Origin of the sequence: Pseudomonas sp. GD04019 (assembly GCF_029837695.1) — a bacterium.
Classification (GTDB): Bacteria; Pseudomonadota; Gammaproteobacteria; order Pseudomonadales; family Pseudomonadaceae; genus Aquipseudomonas.
This window is the reverse complement of record NZ_JAOEEA010000008.1, coordinates 68336-91117: the sequence shown is the minus strand read 5'-3', so window position 1 is coordinate 91117 and position 22782 is coordinate 68336. Positions and strand designations below refer to the sequence as shown.

The following is a 22782-nucleotide window of genomic DNA, read 5'->3' as shown; positions in this document are numbered from 1 at the left end:
CCCGAGGGCGGTGACGGTCAGGGTACGCAGGACGGACTTCAAGGACGACCCCGCTTGGCGACCAGCTCGCCGGACAATTGATGGACGGCCATGGCGTACATGGCGCTGCGATTGTAGCGGGTGATGACGTAGAAGTTGGGCAGGCCCATCCAGTACTCCTGGCCTTCGGCACCGTCGAAGCGGAAGGCGGTGACCGGAATGTCGTCGCGCAGCACGTCGCCACTGGTCCAGCCCAGGGCGCGCAGCTCGCCGACATTCTTCACCGGGTCGAGACCCTGGGTCAGGCCGCTGTCGGCCTGCTCGCCCTTGACCTGGGCACGACTGACCACCGGCTCGCCGGTAGTCCAGCCATGGCGCTTGAAGTAGCTGGCGACGCTGCCGATGGCATCCACCGGGTTGGTCCAGATATCGATGTGGCCGTCACCGTCGAAGTCCACGGCGTAGGCGCGGAAGCTGCTCGGCATGAACTGCGGCAGGCCCATCGCCCCCGCATAGGAGCCCTTCAGGGTGAGCGGATCGACCTGCTGCTCGCGGGCCAGGATGAGGAATTCGCGCAGCTGCTGGCAGAAGAATTCGGCGCGCGGCGGGTAGTCGAAGCACAGGGTGGACAGTGCATCGAGCACGCGCCAGCTGCCGGTGTTGCCGCCGTAGAAGGTTTCCACACCGATGATCGAGACGATCACCTGGGCCGGCACGCCGTACTCCTGCTCGGCACGGGCCAGGGCAGCGGCGTGCTTGTTCCAGAAGTCCACGCCTTTGCTGATGCGCGCCTCGGTGATGAAGATCGGCCGGTACTCCTTCCACGGCTTGACCTTCTCGGCCGGGCGGGAAATGGCATCGAGGATCGCCTGCTTGCGCTCCACCTGGTCGAACAGCCCGGTCAGCTGTTCAGCGGCGAAGCCGTAGTCGCGGGTCATCTCGCCGATGAACTCGGCGACCTTCGGCGAACCCTGATATTCCCCGGCGGCCTGGACCTGGCCGGCCACGCCGAGCAGTGCCACCATGGCCACTCCCCAGCTGCGCATTGCTTGCTTCAAATTCTGCACTCTTGTCATGCCTGGGCGATCCACTTGCGGTGCGTCTGGATCGCCATCAAAACCCCAAACCCAGACAGTAGCGTCACCAGATGGGTTCCGCCGTAGCTAATAAAGGGCAGGGGCACCCCCACCACCGGCAACAGGCCACTGACCATGCCGATGTTAACGAATACGTAGACGAAGAACGTCATGGTCAGGCTACCGGCCAGCAACTTGCCGAACAGCGTCTGCGCCTGGGCGGTGATCACCAGTCCCCGGGCGATCAGCAGCAGGTAGACGAACAGCAGGATACACACCCCGACCATGCCGAACTCCTCGCTCAGCACGGCAATGATAAAGTCCGTGTGGCTTTCCGGCAAAAAATCCAGGTGCGACTGGGTGCCGAGCAGCCAGCCCTTGCCGAAGACTCCGCCCGAACCGATGGCCGCCTTGGACTGGATGATGTTCCAGCCGGTGCCCAGCGGATCGCTCTCCGGGTCGAGGAAGGTCAGTACCCGCTGCTTCTGATACTCGCGCAGCACGAAGAACCACATGCCCACCGCGATCGGCGCCACCGCCGCCACCGCGCCGATGATCCAGCGCCACTGCAGGCCGGCCATAAACAGCACGAAGGCACCGGAGGCGAGGATCAGCAGGGCGGTGCCCAGGTCCGGCTGCTTGAGGATGAGCACGAAGGGCACCAGGATCAGCACCAGGCTGATGGCAATGTGCTTGAGCTTGGGCGGCAGGTTATGTCGCGCCAGGTACCAGGCGATGGTCGCCGGCATGATGATCTTCATGAACTCCGAGGGCTGGAAGCGGATCACCCCGGGAATGTTGATCCAGCGGGTGGCGCCCATCGCCGTGTGACCCATCACCTCCACCGCCACCAGCAGGCCGACGCCCGCCAGGTAGGCCAGCGGCACCCAGCGCGCCATGAAGCGCGGCTCGAACTGGGCGATGACGAAAGCCGCCACCAGGCCGATGCCGAAGGAGGTGCCCTGCTTGATCACCAGATCCCAGTTCTTGCCGCTGGCCGAATAGAGGACGAACAGGCTGCCGGCACACAGCACCAGCAGGATCAGCACCAGCCAGCCGTCGATATGCAGGCGTTGCAGCAGGGTGGCGCGGCGCTTGAAAACGTCCTCGTCGGAGATGCTGCGGTCGAATTCCTGGCGTTTCATTGCTGCGCACTGGCCTCTTCGGTTACCGGCACCGGCGGGCGGTACTCGGGTTTGAGCTGGCCGTCCGGGCCGAGCAGCCAGGCATCCATCACCTGCTTGACCACCGGTGCGGCGACGCCGGAGCCGGACTCGCCGTTCTCCACCATCACCGCCACGGCGATCTTCGGCGCCTCGGCCGGGGCGAAGGCGACGAACAGGGCGTGGTCGCGATGACGCTCGTGGACCTTGCTGCGGTCGTACTTCTCGCCCTGCTTGATCGCCACCACCTGGGCCGTACCGCTCTTGCCGGCGATGCGGTAGACGGAGGTGGCGCCGACCTTGGCCGCGGTACCGCGCGGACCGTGCATCACCGCCTCCATACCCTGGCGGCCGTAGTCCCAGAACTTGTCGTCGCGCAGCAGGATGTCCGGCGGGGTCTCCACCCCGTCCATGGCGCCATCGGCCATCAGCTGCTGCGGCGTCTGCCCCTCGGCGGTCTTCAGCAGGTGCGGGCGAATCCATTTGCCGCGGGTGGCCATCAGCGACGTGGCCTGGGCCAGTTGCAGCGGCGTGGTCTGCATGTAGCCCTGGCCGATGCCGAGGATCAGCGTCTCGCCCGGGTACCAGGCCTGGCGGTAGCGGGCGCGCTTCCACTCGCGCGAGGGCATCAGCCCGGCGGTTTCCTCGAACATGTCCAGGGCCACCTTCTGGCCCAGACCGAAGCGCGTCATGTAGTCGTGCAGGCGGTCCACGCCCATCTTGCGGGCGAGGTCGTAAAAGTAGGTGTCGTTGGAGCGCATGATGGCGAACTCCATGTTCACCGAGCCGTCGCCCGAGCGGTTCCAGTTGCGGTACTTGTGGCTGTGGCCGGGCAACTGGTAATAGCCGGGGTCGAACACCCGGGTCTGCGGGGTGATCACCCCGGCGTCCAGGCCGGCCACCGCCACCATCGGCTTGATGGTCGAGCCCGGCGGGTAGAGGCCGCGCAGCACGCGGTTGTACAGCGGCCGGTCGATGGAGTCGCGCAGCTCGGCATAGGCCTGGAAGCCGATGCCGGTGACGAAGGGGTTGGGGTCGAAGCTCGGCAGGCTGACCATCGCCAGCACGTCGCCGCTGGCCGGCTCGATAGCCACCAGCGCGCCACGCCGACCGGCCAGGGCCTTTTCGGCGGCCTCCTGCAGGCGCACGTCGAGACTCAGGGTCAGGTCCATGCCGGGGGTCGGGTCGGTACGCTTGAGCACCCGCAACACGCGGCCACGGGCGTTAGTCTCGACCTCCTCGTAGCCGACCTGGCCGTGCAGCAGCTCCTCGTAGAAGCGCTCGATGCCGGTCTTGCCGATATGGTGGGTGCCGGCGTAGTCGGTGGGGTCGAGCTCCTTGAGCTCCTTCTCGTTGATCCGCCCGACATAGCCGACCGAGTGGGCGAAGCGCTCCTTCTGCGGATAGTGGCGCACCAGCTGGGCGCTGACCTCCACCCCGGGCAGGCGGAACTGGTTCACCGCGATCCGGGCGATCTGCTCCTCGGACAGCTCGAACAGCACCGGCACCGGCTCGAACGGCCGCCGCCCCTGGCGCATGCGCTTCTCGAACAGGGCGCGGTCTTCCGGAGTCAGCTCCAGCACCTCGACTATCACGTCCAGCGCCTGCTGCCAGTCGCCGGCGCGCTCGCGGGTCAGGGTCAGGCTGAAGCTGGGGCGGTTGTCGGCGATGATCACCCCGTTGCGATCGAAGATCAGCCCGCGGGTCGGCGGGATCGGCTGTACGTGGATGCGGTTGTTTTCCGCCAGGGTGGTGTGGTGGTCGTACTGGATCACCTGCAGGTAGTACATGCGCGCCACCAGCACGCAGGTCAGCAGCACCACCGCCACACCGCCCACGACCACGCGCCGACGCACCAGGCGGGCGTCCTTCTCATGGTCCTTCAGGCGGATGGGTTGCGGCATCGACTACTGCTTACTTGTGGTACGGGTGGCCGGACAGCACGGTCCAGGCCCGGTAGATCTGCTCGCCGACCAGGATGCGCACCAGCGGGTGCGGCAGGGTCAGCGGCGACAGCGACCAGCGCTGCTCGCTGCGTGCGCACACTTCCGGCGCCAGCCCCTCGGGGCCGCCGACCATCAGGTTGACGGTGCGCGCATCCAGGCGCCAGCGCTCCAGCTCCGCGGCCAGCTGCTCGGTACTCCAGGGCTTGCCTGTGACCTCCAGGGTCACGATGCGTTCACCGGCCTGCACCTTGCTCAGCATCGCCTCGCCCTCCTGACGGATCAGGCGAGTGACGTCGGCGTTCTTGCCGCGGGTGGTCAGCGGAATCTCCACCAGTTCCAGCGGCAGCTCGGATGGCAGGCGCTTGACGTACTCCTGCCAGCCCTCCTCCACCCAGCGCGGCATGCGCGAGCCGACGGCGATCAGCTTGATACGCACGATTAGGGTCTGTTCCCGTTTCGGCACGAGCCGCGTTGCTGCGCCAAATGGCGCCAGGCTAGGCGCGGGACGCAGGCAATGGTCACTCCCTTGGCAAGTCCCGCAACGACGCATGGCGCCATTTTCCGCGCAACCCGTAGGGCCGGGCCGGTTTTGGCGCGGTGCTGCGTTATTCGTCGCTCATTTGGAATGACCAAACTTCTCTCCTCATGCCTTGCCCCGCGCCAAAACCGGCGCCGGCGCGGCCGTGGCGAAACGGGAACAGACCCTATCTTACTCAGCCGGATCCTGGTGCTGCGCGCGGCTCTGCTCGGCGCCCTGCCACAGGCGCTCCAGATCGTAGAACTGGCGGGTGGCGACCTGCATCACGTGGACCACCACGTCGCCCAGGTCGAGCAGGGCCCACTCGCCGCCGTCCAGGCCTTCATTGCCGATCGGGCGCACGCCCTGTTCCTTGACCTTCTCCAGCACTTCGTTGGCCATCGATTTGACGTGGCGGCTGGAGGTACCGCTGGCGATCACCATGAAATCGGTGACGCTGGTCTTGCCGCGCACATCGATGGTGGTGATGTCGGCGCCTTTCATGTCTTCCAGGGCCGCCACGGCGACCTTAACCAGTTCTTCGTTTTGCATCGTTACCTCATGAATCGTTTTTCGCACGGTACAGATCGTGCGCATGGATATAGGCCAATACGGCGTCGGGCACCAGAAAACGCACCGAACGCCCTTGTGCCAGCAACTGGCGAACCAGGGTGGCAGACACCGCCAGCGGCGTCTGCCAGATGAAACTGATCTGCCCGCCCGGCCCCGAGAGGTCGTGCGGATCGGTCACGCTGCGCGCGGCGAGCAGGTCGCGCAGCGCCTCGGGCGGCTCGCTGTCGGCATCCGGCCGCTGCAGCACGAGGATATGGCAATGCCCCAGCAGCTCCTGCCAGCGATGCCAGGTCGGCAACCCGCAGAAGGCATCCCAGCCCAGCAGGAGAAACAACTGATCGTCCGCCGCCAGCTCACCGCGCACCGACTCCAGGGTGTCGAAGGTGAACGACGGCTTGTCGCGCCGCAGCTCGCGGTCGTCGACCCTCAGCTTCGGCTCGCCGGCCACCGCCAGCTCGACCATGGCCAGGCGCTGCTCGGCCGTGGCCTGCGGCGCCTCGCGGTGCGGCGGACGCGCGCTGGGAATCAGCCGCAACTCGTCCAGGGCCATGAACTCGGCCACTTCCAGCGCCCCGCGCAGGTGGGCGATATGCACCGGATTGAAGGTGCCGCCCAGTATCCCGATGCGGCGGGCGTCGCTACGTCGCGCCATCAGGTGCGTCCCATCAGGTACGAATGTGCCCGTCGCCGAACACCACGTATTTCTCGCTGGTCAGGCCGTCCAGGCCGACCGGGCCGCGGGCGTGCAGCTTGTCGGTGGAGATGCCGATCTCCGCGCCCAGGCCGTACTCGAAACCGTCGGCGAAACGGGTCGAGGCGTTGACCATCACCGACGCCGAATCCACCTCGGTGAGGAAACGCCGCGCATCGCTGAAGTTCTCGGTGATGATCGCGTCGGTGTGCTGCGAGCCGTACTGGTTGATGTGCTCGATGGCCACATCCAGCGAGTCGACGATACGGATCGCCAGGATCGGCGCGTTGTACTCGGCGTACCAGTCGTCTTCCGTCGCCTCCAGCACATCGCCGCCGAGCAGCGCACGGGTCGCGGCGTCGCCGCGCAGTTCCACGCCCTTGTCGCGGTAGATGGCGGCCAGCGGCGGCAGCACGCGGGCGGCGATGCCGGCATGCACCAGCAGCGTCTCCATGGTATTGCACGGCGAGTAGCGCTGGGTCTTGGCGTTGTCGCAGACGCGGATGGCCTTGTCGAGGTCGGCGGCGCTGTCCACATAGACGTGGCAAACGCCGTCCAGGTGCTTGATCACCGGCACCTTGGCATCGCGGCTGATGCGCTCGATCAGCCCCTTGCCGCCACGCGGCACGATGACGTCGACGAACTCCGGCATGGTGATCAGCGCGCCGACGGCGGCGCGATCGGTGGTTTCCACCACCTGCACGGCGCTGGCCGGCAGGCCGGCTTCGGCCAGGCCGAGCTGGATGCAGCGGGCGATGGCCTGATTGGAATGAATCGCTTCGGAACCGCCACGCAGGATGGTGGCATTGCCGGACTTCAGGCACAGACTGGCAGCATCGATGGTCACGTTCGGGCGCGACTCGTAGATGATGCCGATCACGCCCAGCGGCACGCGCATCTTGCCGACCTGGATGCCCGACGGCAGGAAGCGCATGTCGCGGATCTCGCCGATCGGGTCGGGCAGGGTGGCGACCTGGCGCAGGCCCTCGATCATCGAGTCGATCACCTTCGGCGTCAGCGCCAGGCGGTCGACCATGGCCGGCTCAAGGCCGTTGGCGCGGGCGGCGGCCAGGTCCAGCTCGTTGGCGGCGGTCAGCTCGGCGCGGGCAGCGTCGAGGGCATTGGCGGCGGCCTGCAGGGCGCTATTCTTCTGCGCGGTGCTGGCTCGGGCGAGCACCCGCGAGGCGGCGCGCGCGGCGCGGCCCAGGCGGGTCATATAATCGAGCACGGACTCGGTCATGGTCGGCGGAGGTCTGGCAGTTGGAAAAAGTGGCTGATTATAGCGGGCGCACCCCGCCGCGCCCAGCACTGCCGGGCGGATGGTGCAACCCGTGCAACATTGCGGAACAAGATTCACGGCCGGTGCCGGCGGGCATTGCTAAGATCGCGCCTTTTCCCGCCCCGGATCACCGATGACCGCCCTGCCCTGGCCCGCAGCCGCCGCGCTGCCCGACAGCTTCTTCGACCGCGACGCCCAGCTGCTCGCCCGTGCGCTGCTGGGCAAGGTCATCCGCCATCGCCACCACGGCCACTGGCTGGCGGCGCGGATCATCGAGACCGAGGCCTACTACCTGGCCGAAAAGGGCAGCCACGCCTCGCTCGGCTACACCGAGAAGCGCCGCGCGCTGTTCCTCGACGGAGGGCACATCTACATGTACTACGCCCGCGGCGGCGACTCGCTGAACTTCAGCGCCCAAGGTCCGGGCAATGCCGTATTGATCAAGTCGGCCATGCCCTGGCTGGACCAGCACTGCGCCGATGATGCCCTGCAGCGCATGCAGGCCAACAACCCCGCGGCCGGTGGTGGCCAGCGCCATCCGGAGCGCCTGTGCGCCGGCCAGACCCTGCTGTGCAAGGCCCTCGGCCTCAAGGTGCCGGAGTGGGATGCGCAGCGCTTCCACCCGCAGCGGCTGTTCGTCGAGGATGTCGGCCAGCGTCCGGCGCAGGTGATCCAGACCACCCGCCTGGGCATTCCCCAGGGCCGTGACGAGCAGTTGCCCTACCGTTTCGTCGATGCCGGCTACGCCCGGCACTGCACACGCAACCCATTGCGCCGTGGCCAGGTCGAAGGTCGCGACTACATTCTGCTGAACCCCGAGGAGCTGTAAGCATGAGCGAATGGTTCGCGACCCTGTCGCACTGGCTGGAGGCCAACCCGGAATGGCTGGGCCTGACCATCTTCCTGGCCGCCTGCCTGGAATGTCTGGCCGTGGCCGGCATTGTGATTCCCGGCACCGTGCTGCTGTTCACCCTCAGCGTGCTGGCCGGCAGCGGCGCCCTGGGCCTGAGCGAGACCCTGCTGCTGGCCTATGCCGGCGGCCTGCTCGGCGATGCGATCTCCTACGGCCTGGGCCGGCGCTTCCATCAGGGCATCCGCGGCCTGCCGGTGCTGCGCGACCACCCGGAATGGCTGAGCGGTGCCGAGCACTACTTCAAGCGCTACGGCGTGGCCAGCCTACTGGTGGGCCGCTACATCGGGCCGCTGCGCCCGATGCTGCCGCTGGTGGCCGGCATGCTCGACATGCCCGTGGTGCGTTTCTTCCTGGTCAGCATGCTGGCCGCCGCCGGCTGGGCCATCGCCTACATCCTGCCGGGCTGGGCCACCGGCGCCGCCATCCGCCTGCCGTTGCCGGAGGGCTTCTGGAGCGCCGCCGGCATAGTCGCCGCCGGCGTCGGCCTGATGCTGGTGGTGCTGATTCTCAGCAGCCTGCGCGAACAGCGCTGGACCGTGCCGGCGGCCGCCGGCTCCAGCGCCGTCCTGCTGCTGGCCCTGCTGATCGGCATCCCGCATCTCGACGCGCTGGACAAGGGTCTGATCGCCCTGGTCCAGGAACACCGCAGCGCCAGCGTCGATAGCCTGGCCATGTTGATCACCGGGCTCGGCGACTTCCGCACCCAGGTAGCGGCCGGCGTGCTGGTGACCCTGCTGCTATTGCTATCTCGAAGAGTCCACGCGGCCCTATTCCTGGCCAGCTGCACCCTGTTCACCGCCCTGGCCACCACCGGCCTCAAGCTGCTGTTCGCCCGCGCCCGCCCGGATGTGCTGCACCAGCCACTGGAAACCTTCAGCCTGCCCAGCGGCCACAGCTCGGCGGCCTTCGCCTTCTTCCTCGCCCTGGGCGTGCTGGCCGGCCGCGGCGCCTCGGCGCGCACGCGCCTGACCTGGCTGCTGCTGGCCAGCCTGCCGGCGCTGAGCATCGCCGCCTCGCGGGTCTACCTGGGGGTGCACTGGCCGACCGACATCCTGGCCGGTGCCTTGCTGGCCGGCAGCGTATGCGCCGCCAGCCTGGCCTGGCTGCAGCGCCGCGAGCCGATGCGCCCGCTCGGCGCACAGGTGTGGTGGTTGGTCTTGCCCGCCACCCTGGCCCTGCTCGGCGGCGTGAGCGCCTGGGCGTTGCCGGAGGCGATCCAGCAGTACCGGTACTGATCGCCATCTTTCGTAGGGTGGACAACGCCGCAGGCTTGTCCACCAAGGTGGATGGCTTCGGCCATCCACCCTACGCGATCATCTCGCCCTGCATCTGGTCCAGCAGCTGCTGGATCTGCTCCAGGCGGCGCAACGGATCGTCCAGCTGCAACAGCTGCAGCTTCTGGTCGGTGGCGAACGGCAGCAGGTAGGCCAGCTGATTGGCCAGTGCCTGCTGGCCGGCGACCACGCCGCCCATGGCCAACCCGGCCACCAGCGGATGCTCGGCAAGCGCCGCCAGCAACGCGGCAAGGTCGGCATGCTCGGCCAGCAGCGGCGCATCGTCCGGCTCGTCGAGCCAATCCACTTCAGCCAGCGTCAGCTGGTCCGCCTGCACCTCGACCCGCTCCACGCGAAAACGCCGGCCACCCTCGACACGAATGCCGAGCAGGCCATTGGAACGCTGCTGGAAGTCGCGGATCAGCGCCTCGCAGCCCAGCGCCGAGAAGCGGCTGGCCGCCTCGCCGACTTCCGCGCCCTCTATGATGGTCACCACGCCGAAGCCCTCGCCGCGCTTCATGCAGGCGCTGACCATGTCCAGGTAGCGCGCCTCGAAGATCTGCAGATCGAGGGTGCAGCCCGGGAACAGCACGGTATTGAGGGGGAATAGCGGGTAGTTCATGGGCAACTCCTCAGGCGACCAGGACCACCACCAGTGGCAGCACCACGGCAGTCAGCATGCCCATCAGGCTCATGGCCAGGGCGGCGAAGGCGCCACTTTCCTCGCTGTCTTGCAGGGCACGCGCCGTACCCACGGCGTGGGCGGTGATGCCCAGCGCCATGCCCTGGGCGGCCGGATGATGCACGCCGATGCGGCGCAGCAGCTCCGGTCCGCACATGGCGCCGAGCACGCCGGTGATCAGCACGAACACCGCGGCCAGGGCCGCCACGCCGCCGATCTGTTCGGCCACCAGCATGGCGATGGGCGAGGTCACCGACTTCGGCGCCAGGGTCATCAGCATCATGCGTTCGGCACCGAAGGCCCAGGCCAGGGCCACACCCAGCACGGTGGCAAAGGCGCCGGCGAGCAGCAGGGTAATCAGCGTCGGCCAGAACAGCTGGCGGATGCGCTTGAGGTTGAGGAACAGCGGCACGGCCAGGGCCACGGTGGTCGGGCCGAGCAGCACGCTGAGCAGGAAGGTGCTGTCGCGGTATTCCTGGAAGGTCAGCCCGGTGAGCAGCAGCACGCCGATCAGCACGGTCATCGACACCAGCACCGGCTGCAGGAACACCCAGCGCGTGCGCTCGTAGGCGGCCAGCGCCAGTTGGTACACGGCCAGGGTGATGCCGACGCCGAACAGCGGGTGATGCACCACCGCCTGCAATGCGCCATGCCAGTCCAGGCTCATGGACGTTCCTCGCGGCGCGCCTGGCGCTCGATCAGCTTCTGCATCAGCCAGCCAGCGAACAGCATGGAGATCAGCAGGGACAGGCCCAGCGCACCGGCCAGGGCCCAGAAGTCGGCGGCGATCTGCTCGGCGTAGACCATCACCCCCACCGCCGGCGGCACCAGCAGCAGCGGCAGGTAGCGCAGCAGGCCGGCGGCGGCCTCGGTCATCGGCTGGCCCACCTCGCCACGCAGCAGGAGGAACACGAACAGCAGCAGCATGCCGATGATCGGCCCCGGCAGCAAGGGCAGGAACAGGGCATTGAGGGCGGTGCCGAGCAACTGGAACAGCACCAGCCAGGTCAGGCCGCGAAGCAGCATGCAAGAGACTCCGGCTGCAAAAAGACGGCCATTATAGACACGCCTGAGGGTGCGCCATAAACCGCGACTTTCGGCTTGACCCACCCCCGCAGCCCATGCTGTTCTAGGGCCAGCCTGGTTCATCAAAAACAATAAATAACCGCGCATCCTCAAGGAGGATCTATGCCGCTCGTACCCGTAGCACAACTGCAAGACTATGTAGGCAAGGAACTCGGACGTTCCGAATGGCTGACCATCGATCAGCAACGCATCAACCAGTTCGCCGAGTGCACCGGCGACCATCAGTTCATCCACGTCGACCCGGTCAAGGCCAAGCACACCCCGTTCGGCACCACCATCGCCCACGGCTTCCTCAGCCTGTCGCTGATCCCGGTACTGATGGAAAAGCTCATGCTCGCGCCTGAAGGCCTGAAAATGGCCGTCAACTATGGCCTCGACAGCGTGCGCTTCATCCAGCCGGTCAAGGTCGACTCGCGGGTACGCCTGGCCGCAAAGGTGCTCGAGATCACCGAAAAGCGGCCCGGGCAGTGGCTGTTCAAGGTCGAGGCCACCCTGGAGATCGAAGGCCAGGAAAAACCCGCCTACATCGCCGAGTCGCTGTCGCTCTGCTTCGTCTGATTGCACAGCGGTTCGCAACCGACGGGGCGCTCAGGCGCCCCGTTTGCATTGTGCGCTGGCATACTCGGCGCATGCCCCGACCAGGACGTCCGTCATGCCCCGCCGCCTAGCCCCCCTCACCCTCGCCCTGCTGCTCGCCGCCTGCGGCGATGGCGAACCATTGCTGCCGCCCGATGCGGTGCTACCCGATGGCGGTCGCTATCGCGGCGAGGTGATCGACGGCCGCCTGCAGGGCGAGGGCCGCATCGACTATGCCAACGGCACCTACTACCAGGGCCGCTTCAAGGATGGCCTGCTCGAAGGCCTCGGCGAATGGCATGGCGCCAGCGGCGAGCGCTACAAAGGCGAATTCCACCTCGGCCTGTTCGAGGGCCAGGGCGAATTCGTCTACGGCGAAGGCACCCGTTACCAGGGCGGTTTCAGGCAGGGCAACATGCACGGCGAAGGCCACCTGCAGCAGGGCGGCGTCAGCTACCGCGGCGAGTTCCGCGACGATCGCTACCATGGCCTCGGCACCCTCGAATGGCCGGACGGCAGCCGCTACCAGGGCCGTTTCGTGCGCGGCGAGCCGCAGGGCGAAGGCGTGCGCAAGAATGCCGAGGGCCAGTTCAGCGGCACCTTCAAGAACGGCATGCTGCAAGGTGAAGGCAGCTACCAGGGCGAGGACGGCGAGCGCTACAGCGGCGAATTCCGCAACGACATGTTCCACGGCAAGGGCCGCTACCAGAACGGCGAAGGCGAAGTCTGGAGCGGCCGCTTCAAGGATGGCGGGCTGACCGGCAAGGGCGAATTCCGCGGTGCCGACGGCCGCCACTACGAAGGCGAATTCCGCCATTGGCAGTTCCATGGCCAGGGCAAGCTGAGCCTGGCCGACGGCAGCGTCTACCAGGGCCAGTTCGCCAACGGCCAGTACGCAGGCACAGGCGAGCTGACCGCCCTCGACGGCAGCCGCACCGCGGGCACCTGGCGCGGCGGCGAGCTGATCCGCCAGGCCGACGGCGCCGCACGACCGGACCCGCTGGAACTCGGCCTGCTGCAGCAGGGTCAACTGTTGCAACAGGCGCTGGACGCCCTGCCCGCCTCAACCCCGGCCGTCGAGCTGTACAGCCTGACCCTGGCCGGCGACGGCAAGCAGAGCGTGTTCCTGCGAGAGGCCGATTACGTCAGCAAGCTGCTGCGCGAGCGCTTCGGCGCCCGCGGCAACATCACCCTGACCAACCATCGTGACCACCTGGCCGATCGCCCGCTGGCCACCCGCGAGAGCCTGACCCGCGCCGTACAGGCGCTGGCCGAGCGCAGCGGTCCGGAGGACCTGGTGTTCCTCTACCTGACCAGCCATGGCTCGCGCGACCATCAATTGAGCATCGACCAGCCGCGCCTGCAGCTCGCCGACCTGCCGGCCAACGAACTGGCGGCGCTGCTGGCACCGCTGAAGGACAGGCACAAGGTGGTGGTGATTTCGGCCTGCTATTCCGGCGGCTTCATCCCGCCACTGAAGAACGACAAGACCCTGGTGATGACTGCGGCCAGGGCCGACCGGGTGTCCTTCGGCTGCTCCGAGGAGAACGATTTCACCTATTTCGGTCGCGCCCTGTTCGCCGATGCGCTGAACGAGACCGACGACCTGAACCGCGCCTTCGAACTGGCCAAGGCCAAGGTCGCCGAACGCGAAGAGGCCGACGACTTCGAGCCCTCCGAGCCGCAACTATGGGCGCCACGGGCCGTAGTGGAACACTGGAAGAAGCTGCGCACGCAGCAGGCCGAGCAGGCGCTGACCGCAGCGACGAAAGCTCATTAATTGGCGATCAATTTCAGGACGCTTCTGCCGATTCGCTCTAAGCTGACCAGTAATAGCGGAGGACCAGCATGTACCTGACGCCCCAGCACATACTGCTCGCCGGAGCCACCGGCCTTACCGGCGAACACCTGCTCGACCGCCTGCTCAGCGAGCCGACCATCAGCCGCGTGCTGGCCCCAAGCCGCAGCCCGCTGGCCGAGCACCCGCACCTGGACAACCCGGTCGGGCAGCTGAGCGACCTGCTGCCACAGCTCGACGGGCAGATCGACGCGGCCTTCTGCTGCCTGGGCACCACCATCCGCCAGGCCGGCTCCCAGGAAGCCTTCCGCGCCGTCGACCAGGAACTGGTGCTGGCCTTCGCCCGCCGCGCCCGCGAACTGGGCACCCGCCACCTGCTGGTGATCAGCGCCTTGGGCGCCGACCCAAGCTCCTCGGTGTTCTACAACCGGGTCAAGGGTGAAACCGAGGAGGCGCTCAAGGCGATGGACTGGCCGCAGCTGACCATCGTGCGCCCGTCCCTGCTGCTCGGCCCGCGCCGCGAGTTCCGCCTCGGCGAACGCCTGGCCGCGCCGCTGCTGCGCTGGATTCCCGGCAAGTACCGCGGCATCGAGGTCGCCGCTCTGGCCCGCGCCCTGTGGCGCCTGGCGCTGGAGGAGAACGACGGCATTCGCATTGTCGAATCCGACGAACTACGGCGCCTCGGGCGCTGATGAAGTTCTACGACGAGAAGATCCTGCCGCGCCTGATCGACTTCGCCTGCGGCATGGGCCAGGTGATGAAGACCCGCGCCCAGGTCGTGCCGCTGGCCGAAGGCCGGGTGCTGGAGATCGGCATCGGCACCGGCCTCAACCTGAGCTTCTACGATCGCGACAAGGTCAGCGCCATAGTCGGCGTCGACCCGGCCGCGCAGATGCAGAGCCTGGCCCGCCAGCGCGCCGCAGGCATCGGCATTCCGGTGGAGATGGTCGCCCTGGAACTGGGGCAGATCCAGGCCGCCGATGCCAGCTTCGACAGCATCGTCTGCACCTTCACCCTGTGCACCATCCCCGATCCGCTGGCCGCGCTGCTGGAGATGCGCCGGGTGCTCAAGCCCGGCGGCAAGCTGCTGTTCAGCGAACATGGCCGTGCGCCGGACGCCAAGGTACGCGCCTGGCAGGACCGCATCACACCGTTGTGGAAACCGCTAGCCGGTGGCTGCCACCTCAATCGCGACATCCCTGCCCTGCTTGCCGCAGGCGGCTTCCATATCGCTGAAGTGCAGAGCAGCTACCTGCCTGGCCCGCGGCCGATGACCTGGGTCTGGCGCGGCTGGGCCGCCTGATGCCGGCGGGTTGACTCCTCCGGACCGGCCGGCAAGCATGGCGCTTTTGCCCAAGGAAACCGCCATGAGCCTGGAATCGGTCCGCGCCTTCTTCGCCGCCAAGGCCCCCGACATCGCCATCATAGAGCTGGAGACCAGCACCGCCACCGTGGCCCTGGCTGCCGAGGCCCATGGCGTGGAGCCAGGACAGATCGCCAAGACCCTGGCCTTCCGCATCGGCGAACGCGAACTGCTGGTGGTGGCGCGCGGCGATGCCCGCCTGGACAACCGCAAGCTCAAGGAAGCCTTCGGCGCCAAGGCCAAGATGCTCGACGCGGAAAGCGTGGTGGCGCTGACCGGGCATCCAGTTGGCGGGGTGTGCCCGTTCGGCCTGGCCACCGACCTGGCGGTATACTGCGACCGCTCGCTGCTCGACTATGAAGAAGTGTTGCCGGCGGCGGGCGCCATCCACAGCGCGGTGCGCATCTGCCCGAAGCGCATGGCCGAGCTGGTGCAAGGCGAGTGGGTGGACGTCTGTCAGGCCTTCGCCTGAGTAAACGCCGACCGCAGAGCCTGGTCAAAAGCGAGCTAGCTAAAGCCAAACGGTGGCGGAAATGGCTGAGCAAGCGGAGTTTTTGGCCAGGCTTTCAGTTACCGCCGCTGACGCCGAGGCCTATGCCTAGCTCGGCGGCCACAGCGAAGGGCAGCAGCAGGGTCTCCAGCAACGCGGCAAACGGCAGGTCGAGGCCGGCGTATTTGGGCGCCTCGGCGCCGAAGCGCTCCACCGGGCAGCAGCCGCCCTGCAGCGAATACCAGTCCAGGCGCGTGCCGGAATAAATGATCGGTGCACCGGGCTTGGCCGCATCCAGGGTGCGCACGCTGGCACAGCCGGGTAGCACCAGCAGCATAGCCAGACCAACCGTGTAGGAGCGAGCTCTGCTCGCGAAGCTTCTGTGCGGCAACCGTTCGCGAGCAGAGCTCGCTCCTACAAAGAGATCAGTCATCGCTGATCAGGTGATGCTCGCCCCAGCGCGGCAGCATGTCCTGAGGGATGCCCAGGCAGTTGAGGATGCGCGCCACAACGAAGTCGACCAGGTCGTCCACCGTCTGCGGCTGGTGATAGAAGCCGGGAGACGCGGGCAGTATGGTCACGCCGAGGTTGGACAGCTTGAGCATGTTCTCCAGGTGGATGCTGGAGTACGGCGCCTCGCGCGGCACCAGGATCAGCTGGCGGCGTTCCTTGAGCACCACGTCGGCGGCGCGCTCGATCAGGTTGTTGCAGGCGCCGGTGGCGATGGCCGACAGGGTGCCGGTGCTGCATGGCACCACCACCATGGCGCTCGGCGCGCCGGAGCCGGAGGCCGGCGGGGCCATCCAGTCTTCCTTGCCGTACACGCGGATCTGTCCGGGCGCCGCGCCGGTGTACTCGGAGAGGAATTGCTGCATGGCCTGGGGCTTGGTCGGCAGGGTCACGTCGGTCTCGGTGGCCATCACCAGCTGCGCGGCCTTGGAGATCAGGAAGTGCACCTCGCGGTCTTCCTGCACCAGGCAGTCGAGCAGGCGCAGGCCGTACTGGGCGCCGGAGGCGCCGGTCATGGCCAGGGTGATGCGTTCGGGACCGTTCATGCAGGCTCCTCGGTGTGTGAGTTTGCCCCTCTCCACCCGGAAGAGGGGGCAGGGCAGGCCGCGTAGGATGAGGGTCCTTCAGGCAACTCCGAGCTGCCTATAACACCCTCACCCCAACCCTCTCCCGGAGGGAGAGGGAGTTGTCGACCCCAGCGTCAGTTACTCGGCCAGCGCCGCCGCCAGCTTGCCATGCAGGCCGCCGAAGCCGCCGTTGCTCATGATCACCACCTGGGTGCCGGGCGCGGCGACGGCCTTGACGCCCGCGATGATGGCCTCCAGCGAGTCGCAGACCTGGGTTGGCACGCTGGAGCCGGCCACGGTGGCGGCCAGGTCCCAGCCCAGGTTGGCCGGGGCATACCAGAACACCTGATCGGCCTGCACCACGGAATCCGGCAGGCCGTCGCGATGGGCGCCGAGCTTCATGGAGTTGGAGCGCGGTTCGACCACCGCGATTATCGGTGCATCGCCGACACGCTTGCGCAGGCCGTCGAGGGTGGTGGCGATGGCGGTCGGGTGGTGGGCGAAGTCGTCGTAGATGGTTACGCCCTGCACTTCCGCGACCTTCTCCATACGCCGTTTGACGCTCTTGAAGCTCGACAGGCCGGCGATGCCCAGCTCCGGCACCACGCCGACATGCCGCGCCGCGGCCAGAGTAGCCAGGGCGTTGGCCACGTTGTGCTGACCGGTCAGTTCCCACTCCACGGTGCCTTCGACCTTGCCGTCGAACACCACCTCGAAGCGCGAGCCGTCCTCGCTGAGCAGGCGCGCCTGCCACTGGCCGCCTTCGCCAGTGGTCTGCACCGGGGTCCAGCAGCCCATCTTGATCACCCGCGCCAGCGCCTCTTCAGCCTGCGGATGGATAATCAGCCCTTCTCCGGGAACCGTACGTACCAGGTGGTGGAACTGCCGTTCGATGGCCGCCAGGTCCGGGAAGATGTCCGCGTGGTCGAACTCCAGATTATTGAGGATCGCCGTGCGCGGGCGGTAATGGACGAACTTGCTGCGCTTGTCGAAGAAGGCGCTGTCGTACTCGTCGGCCTCGACCACGAAGAACGGCGTGCCACCCAGGCGCGCGGAGACGCCGAAATTCTGCGGCACGCCGCCGATCAGGAAGCCCGGGCTCATGCCGGCATGCTCCAGCACCCAGGCCAGCATGCTGGTGGTGGTGGTCTTGCCGTGGGTGCCGGCCACGCCCAGCACCCAGCGGCCCTGCAGCACATGATCGGCCAGCCACTGCGGCCCGGACACATAAGGCAGGCTCTGGTTGAGCACATATTCCACCGCCGGGTTGCCGCGGCTCAGGGCGTTGCCGATCACCACCAGGTCGGGGGCCGGCTGCAGGTGCTCGGGCAGGTAGCCCTGCATCAGCTCGATGCCCTGGGCTTCGAGCTGGGTACTCATGGGCGGATAGACGCTGGCGTCGGAGCCGGTGACGCGGTGCCCCAGTTCCTTGGCCAGCACGGCCAGGGAGCCCATGAAGGTGCCGCAGATACCGAGAATATGGATGTGCATCGATGACCTCGAAAAGAACCGGGAAGCCCCGGCAGAACTGGCCGCAGGGTAGCACAGGGCGGCACCTGACAGGCTGCCGCACCGCCCCGCGAAATCTCGACTAGAGTGTCAGGAGCCTCGGAACACCGAGGTGGCATGAGGTTCCTCGTCGTCCATGCCCGCAAGCTGTCAGCGACCGGATGTCCGTCTGCGCTTCGATCTCGCCGGGAAACTTTCCCGGCATCCGGGGGAGCAACACACCCGCCATGCGTGCATGGCACCCGAGCCCGTCCGGGCTCCTCCTCCGTGCATCCTCCCGCTGTCAGCCGCTGTGCTCCATCCCGTTTCAAGCAAGGCCGCAATTCCTACAAGAACCCGAGCCAACGCGAAATGCAGGAGAGGACCATGAAGCAGCAATCGGGAGTCAGTTACACCACGGTCGACAAGAGTTACTTCGAACAACGCGGCCTGCGCCGCTATGCCGGCGTCTGGTCGCTCTGGGCGCTGGGCGTCGGCGCGGTGATCTCCGGCCATTTCTCCGGCTGGAACTTCGGCCTGGCCAATGGCTGGGGCAGCATGCTGATCGCCGCCATCATCATCGCCATCATGTACCTGGGCCTGACCTTCTCCCTGGCGGAGATGTCGCCGGCCCTGCCCCACACCGGCGGCGCCTACTCCTTCGCCCGTAGCGCCATGGGGCCGTGGGGCGGCTTTCTCACCGGCCTGGCGGAGAATGTCGAATACGTGCTCACCCCAGCCGTCATCGTGTTCTTTATCGGCAGCTACATGGGCAGCATCTTCGGCACGCCCAGCGAATACCAGCCGCTGTGGTGGATCGGCTTCTACGTGGTGTTCATCTGGCTCAACGTGATCGGCGTCGAGCTGTCCTTCAAGGTCACCTTAGTCGTCACCCTGCTGGCCCTGGCCTGCCTGGTGGTGTTCTGGATCAGCGCCCTGCCGCATATCGACTTCAACCGCTTCGCCATGAACGTCGGCCCGGGCGGCGTCGAGCTGCCGGAGGGCAACGGCCCATTCCTGCCCAACGGCCTGCTCGGTGTGCTGGCGGCGATGCCTTTCGCGGTCTGGCTGTTTCTTGCCATCGAGCAGCTGCCGCTGGCGGCGGAAGAGTCGGTCGACCCGAAACGCGACATGCCCAAGGGCATCATCCTCGGCATGTTCACCCTGATCCTCTCGGCCTTCATGATCCTCTGGCTGAACCCGGCAGTGAGTGGTGTCGGCTCACACGCCCTGGGCTCCTCCGGCGAGCCGCTGCTGGACGGCTTCAAGGCCATCTACGGTGACGACATCGCCAAGCTCCTGGCCCTGGTGGCGGTGCTCGGCCTGGTGGCCAGCTTCCACACCATCATCTTCGCCATGGGCAGGCAGATCTACTCGCTGAGCCGTGCCGGCTACTTCCTGCCGCAACTGTCGATCACTCATGGCCAGCGCAAGACCCCGCACGTGGCCATGCTGATTGGCAGCCTGATGGCGCTGGCCGTGATGATGACCCTGTGGTTCATCTTCGGTGAGGAAAAGGGTGGTGCGGTGATCGGCGGCACCCTGCTCAACATGGCGGTGTTCGGCGCCATGTTCTCCTACTTCATGCAGGCCCTGTCGTTCATTCTGCTGCGCCGCAAGATGCCCGACATCGAGCGCCCCTACCGCAGCCCGCTGGGCGTACCCGGCGCCGTGCTGACCATGCTGATCGCCGCCGTGACCCTGTACTTCCAGCTCACCGGCGACCCGGCCTACACCCTCGGCGTGTTCTGGGTGGCCGTGTGGTTCGCCATCGGCATCACCTACTTCGCCATCGTCGGCCGCCACCGCCTGATCCTCTCGCCAGAAGAGGAATTCGCCATGGAACAGCGCGAAAAAGACAAAACCAATAACTGATGAGCCCCGGCCGCGCCCGCGGGTGCGGCCACTTTTCCGGAGACCAACGGATGACTGCCCACCTCACCCTGGCCGGCCTGCGCGAGCTCGCCGTAGCCGGCAAGATCGACACCGTCCTGGCCTGCATGGTCGACATGCAGGGCCGCCTGATCGGCAAACGCTTCCAGGTCGAGTTTTTCCTCGACAGCGCCTACGAGGAAACCCACGGCTGCGATTACCTGTTGGCCGACGACATCGACATGGAGCCGGTGCCCGGCTACGCCGCTGCCAGCTGGAAGCAGGGCTACGGCGACTTCGTGTTCAAGCCTGACCTCTCCACCATGCGCGTGCTGCCCTGGCTGGAAGGCACGGCCCTGGTGCTGTGCGACGTACAGGACCATCACCACCACGACCTGCCGCACAGCCCGCGCGGCATCCTCAAGCGGCAGATAGCCCGCCTCACCGAGCGCGGCTACAAGGGCATGTTCGCCTCGGAGCTGGAGTTCTACCTGTTCGACCAGAGCTACGAGGACATCCACGCCCAGCACTACCAAAACCCCAAGACCGCCGGTTACTACATCGAGGACTACAGCATCCTGCAGACCATCCGCGAGGAGCCGGTGATGCGCGCCATCCGCAAGCACCTGCAGGCCGCCGGTATCCCGGTGGAGAACTCTAAGGGCGAGTGGGGCCCCGGGCAGGAAGAGATCAACGTGCGCTACGCCGAGGCGCTGGTGATGGCCGACCGGCACAGCATCATCAAGCACGCCTGCAAGGAGATCGCCCTGCTGCAGGGCAAGGCCGTCACCTTCATGGCCAAGTGGAACTACAACCTGGCCGGCTCCAGCAGCCATATCCACAACTCGCTGTTCAGCCTCGACGGAGAGACGGCGCTGTTCCACGACCCAGCCGGCGAGTACGGCATGTCCAAGCTGATGCGCCAGTGGGTGGCCGGCCAGCTCAAGTACGCCAGCGACATCACCTATTTCCTCGCCCCCTACATCAACTCCTACAAACGCTTCCAGGCCGGCACCTTCGCCCCGACCCGCGCCGTGTGGAGCTGCGACAACCGCACCGCCGGCTTCCGCCTGTGCGGCGCGGACAGCAAGGGTATCCGCATCGAGTGCCGCATCGGCGGCGCCGATCTCAACCCCTACCTGGCCTATGCCGCGCTGATCGCCGCCGGCCTGGCCGGCATCGATGAACAGCTGGAGCTGCCGGCGCCCTTCTCCGGCGACGCCTACGAGAACGACGAACTGCCGGAAGTGGCCAAAACCCTGCGCGGCGCCACCGACGCCCTCGACCGCTCGGAGCTGCTGCGCCAGGCCCTGGGCGACGATGTGGTCGAGCACTACCTGCACACCGCGCGCTGGGAGCAGATGGAATACGACCGCCGGGTGACCGACTGGGAATTGCGCCGCGGCTTCGAGCGTTATTGACCTCACTCCCCTCTCCCACTCATGGGAGAGGGGCCGGGGGAGAGGGACGGACCACGCCCTCTCCCTAACCCTCTCCCGTACGCGGGAGAGGGGATGATCACAGGGAGTCCCGCACGAGAATGAACCATATCCGCCTGATTTCCCCGGTCGACGGCAGCCTCTATGCAGAGCGCCCCATCGCCAGCAGCAGCGCCCTGGAGCAGACCCTGGCCGCCGCCACCCAGGCCCAACGCGCCTGGCGCGAACTTTCCATCGGCCAGCGTGCCGGCTACTGTCTGAAGGCGGTGGACGCCATGCTGGCGATGAAGGACGAGATAGTCCCTGAGCTGGCCTGGCAGATGGGCCGCCCGATCCGCTTCGGCGCCGGCGAGCTGCGCGGCTTCGAGGAACGCGCACGCCATATGATCGGCATCGCCGAGAGCGCCCTGGCCGACGTGGTGCCCGATCCCAAGGCCGGCTTCCGCCGTTATATCCGCCGCGAGCCGCTGGGTACCGTGCTGGTGGTGGCGCCGTGGAACTACCCCTACCTGACCGCCGTGAACGCCATCATCCCGGCGCTGATGGCCGGCAACGCAGTGCTGCTCAAGCATGCCAGCCAGACCCTGCTGGTCGGCGAGCGCTTCGCCCAGGCCTTCGAGCGCGCCGGCCTGCCCGCCGGGCTGTTCCACAACCTGGTGCTGGACCATGGCCAGACCGCCACTCTGATCGCCTCCGGCCAGGTGCAACAGGTCAACTTCACCGGCTCGGTCGAGGGCGGCCGCCTGATGGAGAGCGCCGCCGCCGGGCATTTCATCGGCGTCGGCCTGGAGCTGGGCGGCAAGGACCCGGCCTACGTGCGCGGCGACGCCGACCTGGCCCATGCCGTGGAGAACCTGGTGGACGGCAGCTTCTTCAACTCCGGGCAGAGCTGCTGCGGCATCGAGCGCATCTATGTGGATAAGGCGCTGTACCCGGCCTTTGTCGAGGGCTTCGTCGAGTTGACCAAGCAGTACGTGCTGGGCAGCCCGCTGGACGAGGCCACCACCCTCGGCCCGCTGGTACGCAGCAGCGCAGCCGAGTTCGTCCGCGGGCAGATCGCCGAGGCCAAGTCCAAAGGCGCCAAGGCCCTGATCGACCCCACCAGCTTCGCCAACGACGCCCCCGGCACCGCCTACCTGGCGCCGCAGGTGCTGACCGGGGTCAACCACCAGATGGCGGTGATGCGCGACGAGAGCTTCGGCCCGGTGGTCGGCATCATGCCGGTGGCCAGCGAGGCCGAGGCCATCGCCCTGATGAACGACAGCCCCTATGGCCTCAGCGCGGCGATCTGGACCGAGGACCTGGACGCCGCCGAACGCATCGGCCAGCAACTGGAGACCGGCACCGTATTCATGAACCGCTGTGACTACCTCGACCCGGCCTTGGCCTGGACCGGGGTCAAGCACACCGGGCGTGGCGCCACTCTCTCGCGCCTAGGCTACGAGCACCTCACCCGGCCCAAGTCCTTCCACCTGCGCCACCAGCTCTGACAAGGAGTCCG

At 67.1% G+C, this 22782-nt stretch carries 23 protein-coding genes; 10 read left to right on the top strand and 13 right to left on the bottom strand.

Features of this window, described 5'->3' with window-relative positions; translation table 11 throughout:
* Window positions 1–38: 38 nt before the first annotated feature.
* From mltB to N7607_RS13865, 7 genes are all read right to left on the bottom strand, one after another.
* Window positions 39–1025 carry a lytic murein transglycosylase B gene (gene mltB, locus N7607_RS13895; protein WP_192400160.1) on the bottom strand — a complete coding sequence of 329 codons (987 nt, stop codon included), beginning with the start codon at window positions 1023–1025 and terminating at the stop codon, window positions 39–41.
* A 26-nt stretch (window positions 1026–1051) separates the two neighbouring features.
* Entirely contained in the window at window positions 1052–2200 is a 1149-nt protein-coding gene (gene rodA, locus N7607_RS13890) for a rod shape-determining protein RodA (protein ID WP_279866297.1), read from the bottom strand.
* Entirely contained in the window at window positions 2197–4122 is a 1926-nt protein-coding gene (mrdA, locus tag N7607_RS13885) for a penicillin-binding protein 2 (RefSeq protein WP_279866298.1), read from the bottom strand. The genes rodA and mrdA overlap by 4 nt, the downstream gene beginning before the upstream one ends.
* 10 nt (window positions 4123–4132) lie before the next feature.
* On the bottom strand, window positions 4133–4600 hold the full coding sequence (rlmH, locus tag N7607_RS13880) for a 23S rRNA (pseudouridine(1915)-N(3))-methyltransferase RlmH (RefSeq protein ID WP_279866299.1): 468 nt from the start codon (window positions 4598–4600) through the stop codon (window positions 4133–4135).
* A 273-nt stretch (window positions 4601–4873) separates the two neighbouring features.
* A complete protein-coding gene (gene rsfS, locus N7607_RS13875) occupies window positions 4874–5233 on the bottom strand; it encodes a ribosome silencing factor (protein ID WP_137975051.1) in 360 nt (119 codons plus the stop codon).
* A 7-nt stretch (window positions 5234–5240) separates the two neighbouring features.
* Window positions 5241–5906, bottom strand: coding sequence for a nicotinate-nucleotide adenylyltransferase (gene nadD / locus N7607_RS13870; RefSeq protein ID WP_279868388.1), 666 nt, complete (start codon window positions 5904–5906; stop codon window positions 5241–5243).
* A 13-nt stretch (window positions 5907–5919) separates the two neighbouring features.
* Entirely contained in the window at window positions 5920–7185 is a 1266-nt protein-coding gene (locus N7607_RS13865) for a glutamate-5-semialdehyde dehydrogenase (RefSeq protein ID WP_279868390.1), read from the bottom strand.
* Window positions 7186–7357: 172 nt separating this feature from the next.
* Here N7607_RS13865 and N7607_RS13860 point away from each other — a divergent pair, with 172 nt between their 5' ends.
* Both N7607_RS13860 and N7607_RS13855 read left to right on the top strand, forming a co-directional pair.
* Complete coding sequence (locus N7607_RS13860) at window positions 7358–8053, top strand: DNA-3-methyladenine glycosylase (protein WP_279868391.1); 696 nt, start codon at window positions 7358–7360, stop codon at window positions 8051–8053.
* A gap of 2 nt (window positions 8054–8055) precedes the next feature.
* Window positions 8056–9372 (top strand): bifunctional DedA family/phosphatase PAP2 family protein, encoded by a 1317-nt coding sequence (locus N7607_RS13855; RefSeq protein ID WP_279868392.1) that lies wholly within the window; start codon window positions 8056–8058, stop codon window positions 9370–9372.
* A 70-nt stretch (window positions 9373–9442) separates the two neighbouring features.
* Here the strand turns inward: N7607_RS13855 and N7607_RS13850 are convergent, their stop codons facing one another.
* From N7607_RS13850 to N7607_RS13840, 3 genes are read right to left on the bottom strand one after another with little or no spacing between them, the layout of a single operon-like run.
* Window positions 9443–10033, bottom strand: a complete 591-nt coding sequence (locus N7607_RS13850; protein WP_279868394.1) for an LON peptidase substrate-binding domain-containing protein — start codon at window positions 10031–10033, stop codon at window positions 9443–9445.
* 10 nt (window positions 10034–10043) lie between these two features.
* Window positions 10044–10754: an LrgB family protein gene (locus N7607_RS13845; RefSeq protein WP_279868499.1), complete on the bottom strand. Its 711-nt coding sequence runs from the start codon at window positions 10752–10754 to the stop codon at window positions 10044–10046.
* A gap of 2 nt (window positions 10755–10756) precedes the next feature.
* Window positions 10757–11119 carry a CidA/LrgA family protein gene (locus tag N7607_RS13840; protein WP_279868395.1) on the bottom strand — a complete coding sequence of 121 codons (363 nt, stop codon included), beginning with the start codon at window positions 11117–11119 and terminating at the stop codon, window positions 10757–10759.
* Window positions 11120–11281: 162 nt separating this feature from the next.
* Between N7607_RS13840 and N7607_RS13835 the strand changes: the two genes are divergently transcribed.
* The 5 genes from N7607_RS13835 (at window position 11282) to N7607_RS13815 (ending at window position 15388) form a co-directional block, all read left to right on the top strand.
* Entirely contained in the window at window positions 11282–11737 is a 456-nt protein-coding gene (locus N7607_RS13835) for a MaoC family dehydratase (protein WP_279868396.1), read from the top strand.
* A gap of 94 nt (window positions 11738–11831) precedes the next feature.
* The gene (locus N7607_RS13830) at window positions 11832–13535 is read left to right on the top strand and encodes a C13 family peptidase (protein ID WP_279868397.1); all 1704 of its coding nucleotides are present in this window, start codon (window positions 11832–11834) and stop codon (window positions 13533–13535) included.
* Window positions 13536–13603: 68 nt separating this feature from the next.
* The gene (locus N7607_RS13825) at window positions 13604–14245 is read left to right on the top strand and encodes an oxidoreductase (RefSeq protein ID WP_279868398.1); all 642 of its coding nucleotides are present in this window, start codon (window positions 13604–13606) and stop codon (window positions 14243–14245) included.
* The gene (locus tag N7607_RS13820; protein WP_279868399.1) at window positions 14245–14856 is read left to right on the top strand and encodes a class I SAM-dependent methyltransferase; all 612 of its coding nucleotides are present in this window, start codon (window positions 14245–14247) and stop codon (window positions 14854–14856) included. Before N7607_RS13825 ends, N7607_RS13820 begins: the two co-directional genes overlap by 1 nt.
* Before the next feature lie 64 nt (window positions 14857–14920).
* Window positions 14921–15388: a YbaK/EbsC family protein gene (locus N7607_RS13815; RefSeq protein WP_279868400.1), complete on the top strand. Its 468-nt coding sequence runs from the start codon at window positions 14921–14923 to the stop codon at window positions 15386–15388.
* A 94-nt stretch (window positions 15389–15482) separates the two neighbouring features.
* Here the strand turns inward: N7607_RS13815 and N7607_RS13810 are convergent, their stop codons facing one another.
* The 3 genes from N7607_RS13810 to mpl form a co-directional block, all read right to left on the bottom strand.
* Window positions 15483–15743, bottom strand: coding sequence for a YceK/YidQ family lipoprotein (locus tag N7607_RS13810; protein ID WP_279868401.1), 261 nt, complete (start codon window positions 15741–15743; stop codon window positions 15483–15485).
* A gap of 88 nt (window positions 15744–15831) precedes the next feature.
* Window positions 15832–16461 (bottom strand): flavin prenyltransferase UbiX, encoded by a 630-nt coding sequence (ubiX, locus tag N7607_RS13805; protein WP_279868403.1) that lies wholly within the window; start codon window positions 16459–16461, stop codon window positions 15832–15834.
* A gap of 159 nt (window positions 16462–16620) precedes the next feature.
* Window positions 16621–17973, bottom strand: a complete 1353-nt coding sequence (mpl, locus tag N7607_RS13800) for a UDP-N-acetylmuramate:L-alanyl-gamma-D-glutamyl-meso-diaminopimelate ligase (protein WP_279868404.1) — start codon at window positions 17971–17973, stop codon at window positions 16621–16623.
* Between the two features lie 384 nt (window positions 17974–18357).
* Here mpl and N7607_RS13795 point away from each other — a divergent pair, with 384 nt between their 5' ends.
* From N7607_RS13795 to N7607_RS13785, 3 genes are all read left to right on the top strand, one after another.
* A complete protein-coding gene (locus N7607_RS13795) occupies window positions 18358–19845 on the top strand; it encodes an amino acid permease (protein ID WP_137975065.1) in 1488 nt (495 codons plus the stop codon).
* A 50-nt stretch (window positions 19846–19895) separates the two neighbouring features.
* Window positions 19896–21263 carry a glutamine synthetase family protein gene (locus N7607_RS13790; protein ID WP_279868406.1) on the top strand — a complete coding sequence of 456 codons (1368 nt, stop codon included), beginning with the start codon at window positions 19896–19898 and terminating at the stop codon, window positions 21261–21263.
* 119 nt (window positions 21264–21382) lie between these two features.
* Complete coding sequence (locus N7607_RS13785) at window positions 21383–22771, top strand: aldehyde dehydrogenase family protein (protein WP_279868408.1); 1389 nt, start codon at window positions 21383–21385, stop codon at window positions 22769–22771.
* Window positions 22772–22782 lie beyond the last annotated feature (11 nt).

What these genes read in the sequence shown, in the direction of transcription:
- mltB (WP_192400160.1), bottom strand. Translation starts at nt 1,025, where the DNA reads ATGCGCAGCTGGGGAGTGGCCATGGTGGCACTGCTCGGCGTGGCCGGC.
- rodA (WP_279866297.1), bottom strand. Translation starts at nt 2,200, where the DNA reads ATGAAACGCCAGGAATTCGACCGCAGCATCTCCGACGAGGACGTTTTC.
- mrdA (WP_279866298.1), bottom strand. Translation starts at nt 4,122, where the DNA reads ATGCCGCAACCCATCCGCCTGAAGGACCATGAGAAGGACGCCCGCCTG.
- rsfS (WP_137975051.1), bottom strand. Translation starts at nt 5,233, where the DNA reads ATGCAAAACGAAGAACTGGTTAAGGTCGCCGTGGCGGCCCTGGAAGAC.
- nadD (WP_279868388.1), bottom strand. Translation starts at nt 5,906, where the DNA reads ATGGCGCGACGTAGCGACGCCCGCCGCATCGGGATACTGGGCGGCACC.
- N7607_RS13865 (WP_279868390.1), bottom strand. Translation starts at nt 7,185, where the DNA reads ATGACCGAGTCCGTGCTCGATTATATGACCCGCCTGGGCCGCGCCGCG.
- N7607_RS13860 (WP_279868391.1), top strand. Translation starts at nt 7,358, where the DNA reads ATGACCGCCCTGCCCTGGCCCGCAGCCGCCGCGCTGCCCGACAGCTTC.
- N7607_RS13855 (WP_279868392.1), top strand. Translation starts at nt 8,056, where the DNA reads ATGAGCGAATGGTTCGCGACCCTGTCGCACTGGCTGGAGGCCAACCCG.
- N7607_RS13850 (WP_279868394.1), bottom strand. Translation starts at nt 10,033, where the DNA reads ATGAACTACCCGCTATTCCCCCTCAATACCGTGCTGTTCCCGGGCTGC.
- N7607_RS13840 (WP_279868395.1), bottom strand. Translation starts at nt 11,119, where the DNA reads ATGCTGCTTCGCGGCCTGACCTGGCTGGTGCTGTTCCAGTTGCTCGGC.
- N7607_RS13835 (WP_279868396.1), top strand. Translation starts at nt 11,282, where the DNA reads ATGCCGCTCGTACCCGTAGCACAACTGCAAGACTATGTAGGCAAGGAA.
- N7607_RS13830 (WP_279868397.1), top strand. Translation starts at nt 11,832, where the DNA reads ATGCCCCGCCGCCTAGCCCCCCTCACCCTCGCCCTGCTGCTCGCCGCC.
- N7607_RS13825 (WP_279868398.1), top strand. Translation starts at nt 13,604, where the DNA reads ATGTACCTGACGCCCCAGCACATACTGCTCGCCGGAGCCACCGGCCTT.
- N7607_RS13820 (WP_279868399.1), top strand. Translation starts at nt 14,245, where the DNA reads ATGAAGTTCTACGACGAGAAGATCCTGCCGCGCCTGATCGACTTCGCC.
- N7607_RS13815 (WP_279868400.1), top strand. Translation starts at nt 14,921, where the DNA reads ATGAGCCTGGAATCGGTCCGCGCCTTCTTCGCCGCCAAGGCCCCCGAC.
- N7607_RS13810 (WP_279868401.1), bottom strand. Translation starts at nt 15,743, where the DNA reads ATGCTGCTGGTGCTACCCGGCTGTGCCAGCGTGCGCACCCTGGATGCG.
- ubiX (WP_279868403.1), bottom strand. Translation starts at nt 16,461, where the DNA reads ATGAACGGTCCCGAACGCATCACCCTGGCCATGACCGGCGCCTCCGGC.
- mpl (WP_279868404.1), bottom strand. Translation starts at nt 17,973, where the DNA reads ATGCACATCCATATTCTCGGTATCTGCGGCACCTTCATGGGCTCCCTG.
- N7607_RS13795 (WP_137975065.1), top strand. Translation starts at nt 18,358, where the DNA reads ATGAAGCAGCAATCGGGAGTCAGTTACACCACGGTCGACAAGAGTTAC.
- N7607_RS13790 (WP_279868406.1), top strand. Translation starts at nt 19,896, where the DNA reads ATGACTGCCCACCTCACCCTGGCCGGCCTGCGCGAGCTCGCCGTAGCC.
- N7607_RS13785 (WP_279868408.1), top strand. Translation starts at nt 21,383, where the DNA reads ATGAACCATATCCGCCTGATTTCCCCGGTCGACGGCAGCCTCTATGCA.